This window comes from Clostridium sp. (assembly GCF_040797585.1).
In the GTDB taxonomy this organism is placed as follows: Bacteria; Bacillota; Clostridia; order Clostridiales; family Clostridiaceae; genus Clostridium_Z.
In genome coordinates, this window is the sequence record NZ_JBFNEO010000143.1 from 1 (window position 1) to 7,505 (window position 7,505).

Sequence of the window (7,505 nt, forward strand, 5' to 3'; positions counted from 1 at the left end):
GCCTTATGGAAATTAATTTATATTTAAATGATAGAATACATAAATATAATAATAAAAAGAAGTTAAATAAGAGAATTTCAGAGATAGAAGGAAATCTTATAAAATCCAATAATACTTGTATAATATCAAGGATAAGTGGAAGGGTAAAAGTAAAGTATATAAAAGGAATAAGGCTAAAAGTTGCCTCACTAGCTTTAGCTTATGCAATGATAAAAACAGGAGAAAATATATACTCTTTTGTAAATGGAGTTATAGATTATCAGTGCTTTATTGAAAATATATACCAATATATCTTAGATGACATAGCTCCTGTATATATAAAAATAGGTACTAAAATAAATGAGGAGTTAGATATAGAAGAGCTTTCTAGTATAATAAACTATACTATGTATTATTGTTTATATGCCTGGTGTAAAGAGATGTTAAGAGATAATAACATTAGAAGTCATGAGGAGAATATAGTAAGGATAATATACTCAGAAGTTGTAAAAGCATTAAAGAATCAAAGACGGTTCATAGAAAGGTCTTTAAAGGGTAATAGAGAGTATTGTGATAATACAATAAAAACTTTTATAATAGATATGGATAAAGCGATTACAAGAAATAATTATGATAAAGCTATAGCTATTCTTGAGAGAATGGTTATGGATATTTCAAGAACTCCAGCTTAAGGATAGCTGGAGTTCTTATATTTTAAGCTTATTTCTATAATAAAATATATTCTTAAGTTTTAGAGTTAATAGTTAGTATATATAGATAAAGTACATTCAAACTCAATCTTTGAATAAGCCTTAAGTAATGATAGCTTACGATTTATATTAATGCTTTTTATAAACTATTATAATATAAATTAGAAGTTATTAAACTTTAAAAAAATTTTGATTATTTTAGTAAATATAGGAAGGAACTGTATAGCTAATAAGTGAAAGGAGTTGATGAATATGGCAAATTCAACAATATCAAAAAGCTTATTAAATTTAAAGGTGATAGTAGGTAAGGACGAGAGAGGAAATGACAAATTTAAAAAGGTGAGAGTAGGACTATTAGATGAGGGAGCAGATGATACTAAAATCTACGAAGTTTCTAAGGAGATAGAAAAGTTTCTAGCTTATCCTTTAGGAGAGATCTTAAAAGAAAATACCTATAGCATTGAAAATTAAGCTTTTCTTTAGTAATTAGTTATTAAAATATTAAGGAGGATTTTTTATGGATAGTAGAACTTTAGTGCTAACTTTTATAAATTTAGTAGGAAAGAAGGTAAGCCTTAGGATATCACCTGTAAAGGAAAATATACTAAAGGATGAGGTTACAGATCTTATGGATAAAATAATAACGGCTAATATATTAACCTTCCAAGGGGTTGGACTTAAGGAAAAGGTTGAAGCACAAATAGTTGATAAGTCTGTGGAAAAGATAGATTATACCTTTTAAGTTATAATTAAATAGAAAAAGGATCTCTAGTTTTAGGGATCCTTTTTGTTTAATTAAAATATACCTAGAGGAAAACCTCTAGGTATATGATTATTTATTAGTCTTAGGTTTGTCTTTTTCTTTATTTTTAATATATTCGTCATAAGACTTAACTGTAGATTCATCTACCTTAGGTAATTCAATGGACTTATCATTATAGTAAATTAAACTAGAATCCATGTTTATCTTCATTTCAAACTTATCATAGGATACACCTATAGATATATCTACGCTTTTTATTATATCATCTTGATTAACATAAAAAGTTACGTTAACATCATCAAAATTAAGCTTAGATAAAAATGCAGAAAGCTCTTCTTTAGTTTTAAAATCACCTTCTAAAATGACTTTAAGCATTTCCATTAAATCATCATGAGCATCTTTTCCAGGGATAGTAACTTTTGCAGTTCTAAAGTCTAACTCTTTACCTTCTATAGTCTTTGAAGCATTTTCAAACTTTAAATCTTCAGTGTTAATAAGCTCATAAGCCTTTTTTATAAGTTTGCCATTAGATAGATTACCCTTTCCAGAGTATACATCTCCAACTATTGATTGATAGTTAGGGGTGTTAGTTATGTCTAGAAAGTTTTTGGAATCATAAGGCTTAAATAAAAGGGTAGATTCATCCATATATACTTCTCCTCTAAGAGATGGGATATCCGCTGAAGTATTACTAATATATAGATTTTTTCCTTTATCAGTAGTTGTAACCTCTGTAGTCAACTTATTTCTCTTTGGAGCTGCACCATCTTTTTTTACATCCATAGTTATGTAAGTTTTTTCGTATAAGCTATCTAAAGATAAAGTTTTATTTATTATATCCTGAAATGGACCCTTCTTAGCTGCAGTAGTTTCAGAGGTCATTACCTTAGGTTCGTCCTCTTTATTAGTACACCCAGCAAAAAGGAAAATTCCAGCAAGAATGGGTGCTACGACTTTTAAAAGTTTTTTCATTTAGATATTACCTCCTAACCTTATATAAAAATAATATTACAAAATAAAATTAATTTCAACATTATCGGCTTGATTTTACTTTTACTTTATATATAATTCATTAATTTAAGAAATTATGGTAGAAGATATTGTATCTTTTATGGAAGTTATGCACATACTTTACTATAGTAGAATTAATTATTAAAAATTAAATAGTAGAATTAATTTTTAATATAGGGTTTTGATTCAAAACTTATCTTATTCACTACTTAAACTCCAAGGTTTTAAAGGATTTAAATACATGTATAAGTTAAGATTCAAGCTAAAAACCCTATAATTAATATGTTAGTTTATAACTTTACTAAGAAAATTTTATATGATAGAATTTTATTAAATAAAATGAGAATAATTACTATTTAAGGAGAATTGTTATGAATGAAACAGTGAAAAGTTTATTAAATCATAGATCTATAAGAAAATATAGCAGTAAAGAATTAAAAGATGAGGAGTTAAATTATATATTAGAGGCAGCTCAGTGGGCACCAAGTTCTATTCATGGTCAGGGAGTTTCTATAATTGTAGTAAAGGATAAAGAGAATAAGGATAAGTTAGCTCATTTAGTAGGAGATCAAGGTTATGTAGCAGAGGCACCTGTATTTTTAATATATTGCATGGACTTTAATAGGGAAGCTAAGGCTTGTGAGAAAAATGGTTTAGAGATAAGAATAATAACCAGTGAGGAAGCTAATTTAGTTGGTGCTGTGGATGTTGGGCTTGCTATGGGTAATTCAATAGTTGCAGCAGAATCTATGGGACTTGGTACTGTTCCAATAGGCGGTATAAGAAAGAATCCAATGGATGTTATAGAGATGTTAAACCTTCCTAAATATGTTTATCCTGTATGTGGGCTCGTAGTAGGATATCCAGAGGAAAATCCAGATCAAAAACCAAGAATGCCAAAGGAAGTTGTTGTTCATGATGAAAAGTATAAGGAGATTACAAAGGAAGAACTGGATTCCTATGATAATTTAATAAGTGATTATTTAAATGAAAGAACTGGAGGGAGTGACAAGAGCCTGTGGTCTCAAAGAATAAGTGGAGTATATAAGAGTATATATTATCCAAGGGTTAAACATTCCCTGGAGAGTCAAGGCTTCACTGGAGAAGAATAAAAAACTATTAATTATGATTAAGAGTTAAGATAAAGCACTATGAGCTATTAAAATAAAAATAGTCTCATAGTGTTTATTTTTACTTTTAATAATATATAAGTTTTACTTTCTTATGTAGTTTTTATAAATATTCATGGATACTTGTAAATTGTGTTTACAAAATAAAGGAAGTTTATTATCATATCTAGGGTTGAAAGTAAGTAGATATATTATTTCTAGTATGAAGTGATAAAAATAATTTTAATATACATAATATATTATAGTAAATCTTGATAAGGATAATATATCTTAGAATTTAGAGCTAATTATAGTTTGAATTTTAGCTTTGATTATTGTAAAGAGAGAGGTGTAAACATTGGAAAGTTGGTTATTGTATGCGTTACTATCTGCTATTATGGCAGCCTTAGTTGGAATTTTTGGCAAACTAGGACTTAAAGGAATAGATTCCAATACCGCTACTGCTATTAGATCGGTTATAATGGCAGTGTTTTTAATGGGGGTAATATTTGTCCAAGGAAAGTTTAGTGAGATATCTTCAGTACTTACTAATAAAAAAGCTATGTTCTTTGTTATATTAAGTGGTATTGCAGGGGCTTTATCCTGGCTTTTTTACTTCCTTGCTCTAAAGGATGGGAAAGTATCTCAAGTGGCACCGGTGGACAAGCTTAGTGTGGTGTTTGGTATTATTTTAGCATTTATTTTCCTAGGAGAACGATTGAGTAAGGGTGGGCTTATAGGAGCTGCTTTTATATCAGTAGGAGTTCTTTTAATGGCTATATATTCTTAAAAAATAATAATTTAGAATAAGTTATATATCATATTCTATGGGTATATAACTTGTTTATTTTAAATTTTGTATTATTAAGCTATTATATATAATAGAGTGTATGGAAAATCAAGCTTTAGATATTGCATTTAAACATTGAGCTTGGATATTGTATAGTTTATATTATTATTAAGAAAAGGATTTATTAGTTTAATGTAAAATATTATGTGTACTTTATATATAGTATGAGGAGGAGAAATGACTACTTTATATTTAACAAGACATGGACAAACTATGTGGAACTTAGAAAAAAGACTTCAAGGAACACAAAATTCCCCATTAACCGAGGCAGGAATAATGCAAGCAGAGGATTTAAGAGATAGGATTAAGGATATAGATGTAGATATAATATATACAAGTCCCTTAGAAAGAGCTTATAAAACTGCAGAGATAATAAAGGGAGATAAAGAGATTCCTTTACTTGTTAATAATGGGCTAATGGAAATAAATTTTGGAGCATGGGAAGGAATGACCCTAGAGGAAATAGAAGGAGTAGAAGAATATAAGGAGGAGTATAGTAAATTCTTTAATACCCCATCTAAATACACACCTTTTAAAGGGGAGAGTGTTTCAGACTTTGTACATAGGATACAACATTCAATTATAGATATAATAAATGAGAATAGGGGTAAGAATATATTAATAGTTACCCATGGTATGACTCTAAAGTTTTTAATGACTTTATTTAAAAGTTTAGATATTGATGATATAGTTTCCTTACCAGTTATGGGGCAAGCGGCGTTAACCCATATAGAGGTTCAGGATAATGAGTATAAAATTCTATTAGAAGATGATAGAAGTCATTATAGAAAAGAATTTATAACTAAGGGATGGTAAATACATAGAGAAGTTCTAACCTTTAAAGTTAGGTTAGAACTTTTTAGAGTTCATATTGATTTTAAGAAATAGTTAAATAACTAAAGTCTTTATAATAAATAAAAGATGATATTAATAAGTTTAAAAGAAAATAAAGGGATTTTAATTTTAAATAAAATAAAATATAATAAATACATATAAATGATTCTATAATAAAGAATATAATTCGACTAAATTGTAAAGTTTTTTTCATATTATTACGATAATAAAATTATAGATTATAAATTTTATTAGTTTTGGAGTGGAAGTTTCAATGGAGCTATTAGAAAATTTAAATGATTTAGATAATTTGGTGTTAATTAGATGTGTAATCAATAAAGATTGTGGAGACTATTTTAAAGGTAAAGATTATAATGGGATGAATTATATAATAATGAAAACAGAAGCTACAAAAAGGTTTAAAAAGGGAACAGACGATACTTTTTACGCCATAAAGGAAATAAGAGGATTACTTTTAAAAAAGGAAGTATATCATCCTATAACAAGTAAAGAATATGAAGTCATAAAAGAAAAGCTAATGAAATAGAACGAATCTTCTTTTAGATGGTGTCTTTTCAACTATCTAAAGGTTAGATGAGTTAATCTAGGGGCGTAGCAACTGTTATCCTCCACCTTTTAAGAGGATGGGGATGTTACAGTTCCTAGCCATCAGATAAAAAGTTATTATAAAGTTTTAAAAATATATTTGTGTTTATCATAAACCTCATATTCTTCGTAAACGGTGTGAAGAATATGAGGTTTATATATTTATATAGATATACTTTTATCTAAACTTAACCTTCAGATAGGTTGTAATCATAGCAGAATGAGATGTGGTTTAAAGGGTGATGTAGTTACAGTACTTAGCCATCAGATAGAACGAATCTTCTTTTAGCTGGTGTTTGTTAGATGAGTTAAGTCTCTGATTTTTGAAAAATTAAAAATTTTATTATATAATATTAATGTAAATTTTTAAGTAATAAATATTATTAGAAGATAGGATACTAGGAATTATAATAGATTGTTGAGGTGAAGAATATGTTGGCCATAATTTCTCCAGCTAAGACATTGGAGTATGATAAAAAAGTATATTCAAATATTTCTTTAGAACCACATTTTAAAAAAGAAAGTGAGGAACTTGCTCACATATTAAAGTCATATAGTCCAGAGGATATAAGTGAGCTTATGAAATTAAGTGAAAAGCTTTCTGAGCTTAATTTTTATAGGTTTCAAAAGTTTGGTATGGAAGATAATGATAGAAGACAGAGCCTCATTGTATTTTCAGGGGATGTATATAAAGGCATTAATGTTATGGATTTTAAAGAGGAAGACTTTTTGTTTGCTAAAGATCATTTAAGAATTCTATCAGGGATATATGGAATATTGAATCCTTTAGATAATATGGAGCCCTATAGGCTAGAAATGGGAACAAAACTTAAAAATAACAAAGGGAAAGACTTATATGATTTTTGGAGAGATAAGTCTACGGCTTTCATAAAAGAAGAGCTTAAGGGACATAAGGAGAAGGTGCTTTTAAATTTAGCATCCGAAGAATATAGTAAGTCTATAGATCTTAATAATCTAGGGGAAGATATTAAGGTGGTTAATGTTGTTTTTAAGGAATTTAGAAATGGAAGCTATAAAATAATAGCTCTATATGCTAAAAGAGCAAGAGGACTTATGAGTAGATATATAATTAAGAACAAAATAGATAGGCTAGAGGATATAAAGGGCTTTAATGAAGAAGATTATAGTTTTAATGAAGACCTTTCTTCTAAAAATACCATAGTGTTCACAAGATAATGTTTATATGAAAGAATAGTATATCTCTTGATTTAAAGAATAAAAGGCAATTTAATCTTAAATTTAACCTTTTATTGTAAGAATAAGATATGCTATTTTTTATTTAAGTTAATTTCTTAAATGGACAAGATATACTATTAAAATTTTTAGTATTGAGAAGTTGAATCTCTTATATTACAAGTTATATCTAAAAATTATTTATGTTTTAAGATTTACCTATAATGTTTTTCTAGAATTTTTAGCTTCATATTTATTTAAAATTCTTAGTTAAAATGAATGATTTTTAATATAAATTAAGAAGTATAAAAATTATTTAAATTACATAATTTTAATTGAATATATACATATTAATATTAAGAGAAAATTATATTTATGATATAATTTAAGTATAGGGTTTTTAGTCTAGATCTTAACTTATATATGTACTTAAATCCTTTAAAGTCTTA

9 protein-coding genes are annotated in these 7,505 nt (G+C 27.3%); 8 read left to right on the forward strand and 1 reads right to left on the reverse strand.

All coding sequences use genetic code 11. The features are described 5' to 3' along the window. The 3 genes from AB2369_RS09535 to AB2369_RS09545 form a co-directional block, all read left to right on the forward strand. The coding region (locus AB2369_RS09535) for a hypothetical protein (protein WP_367666251.1) at window positions 1-671 on the forward strand (671 nt) is incomplete at its 5' end. Between the two features lie 270 nt (window positions 672-941). Beyond that, a complete protein-coding gene (locus tag AB2369_RS09540) occupies window positions 942-1,160 on the forward strand; it encodes a hypothetical protein (RefSeq protein ID WP_367666252.1) in 219 nt (72 codons plus the stop codon). Window positions 1,161-1,206: 46 nt separating this feature from the next. Beyond that, window positions 1,207-1,431, forward strand: a complete 225-nt coding sequence (locus tag AB2369_RS09545) for a DUF2922 domain-containing protein (protein WP_367666253.1) — start codon at window positions 1,207-1,209, stop codon at window positions 1,429-1,431. A 90-nt stretch (window positions 1,432-1,521) separates the two neighbouring features. Here AB2369_RS09545 and AB2369_RS09550 read toward each other — a convergent pair whose 3' ends face one another. Beyond that, window positions 1,522-2,424, reverse strand: a complete 903-nt coding sequence (locus AB2369_RS09550; RefSeq protein ID WP_367666254.1) for a hypothetical protein — start codon at window positions 2,422-2,424, stop codon at window positions 1,522-1,524. Between the two features lie 410 nt (window positions 2,425-2,834). Between AB2369_RS09550 and nfsA the strand changes: the two genes are divergently transcribed. From nfsA to yaaA, 5 genes are all read left to right on the forward strand, one after another. Next, window positions 2,835-3,575, forward strand: a complete 741-nt coding sequence (gene nfsA, locus AB2369_RS09555; protein WP_367666255.1) for an oxygen-insensitive NADPH nitroreductase — start codon at window positions 2,835-2,837, stop codon at window positions 3,573-3,575. 355 nt (window positions 3,576-3,930) lie between these two features. Further along, entirely contained in the window at window positions 3,931-4,362 is a 432-nt protein-coding gene (locus tag AB2369_RS09560; protein WP_367666256.1) for an EamA family transporter, read from the forward strand. A gap of 237 nt (window positions 4,363-4,599) precedes the next feature. After that, on the forward strand, window positions 4,600-5,238 hold the full coding sequence (locus AB2369_RS09565) for a histidine phosphatase family protein (protein WP_367666257.1): 639 nt from the start codon (window positions 4,600-4,602) through the stop codon (window positions 5,236-5,238). 292 nt (window positions 5,239-5,530) lie between these two features. Beyond that, complete coding sequence (locus AB2369_RS09570) at window positions 5,531-5,803, forward strand: hypothetical protein (protein WP_367666258.1); 273 nt, start codon at window positions 5,531-5,533, stop codon at window positions 5,801-5,803. A gap of 491 nt (window positions 5,804-6,294) precedes the next feature. Continuing rightward, entirely contained in the window at window positions 6,295-7,059 is a 765-nt protein-coding gene (gene yaaA, locus AB2369_RS09575) for a peroxide stress protein YaaA (protein ID WP_367666259.1), read from the forward strand. The last annotated feature ends 446 nt before the right edge of the window (window positions 7,060-7,505 follow it).

What these genes read in the sequence shown, in the direction of transcription:
- AB2369_RS09540 (WP_367666252.1), top strand. Translation starts at nt 942, where the DNA reads ATGGCAAATTCAACAATATCAAAAAGCTTATTAAATTTAAAGGTGATA.
- AB2369_RS09545 (WP_367666253.1), top strand. Translation starts at nt 1,207, where the DNA reads ATGGATAGTAGAACTTTAGTGCTAACTTTTATAAATTTAGTAGGAAAG.
- AB2369_RS09550 (WP_367666254.1), bottom strand. Translation starts at nt 2,424, where the DNA reads ATGAAAAAACTTTTAAAAGTCGTAGCACCCATTCTTGCTGGAATTTTC.
- nfsA (WP_367666255.1), top strand. Translation starts at nt 2,835, where the DNA reads ATGAATGAAACAGTGAAAAGTTTATTAAATCATAGATCTATAAGAAAA.
- AB2369_RS09565 (WP_367666257.1), top strand. Translation starts at nt 4,600, where the DNA reads ATGACTACTTTATATTTAACAAGACATGGACAAACTATGTGGAACTTA.
- AB2369_RS09570 (WP_367666258.1), top strand. Translation starts at nt 5,531, where the DNA reads ATGGAGCTATTAGAAAATTTAAATGATTTAGATAATTTGGTGTTAATT.
- yaaA (WP_367666259.1), top strand. Translation starts at nt 6,295, where the DNA reads ATGTTGGCCATAATTTCTCCAGCTAAGACATTGGAGTATGATAAAAAA.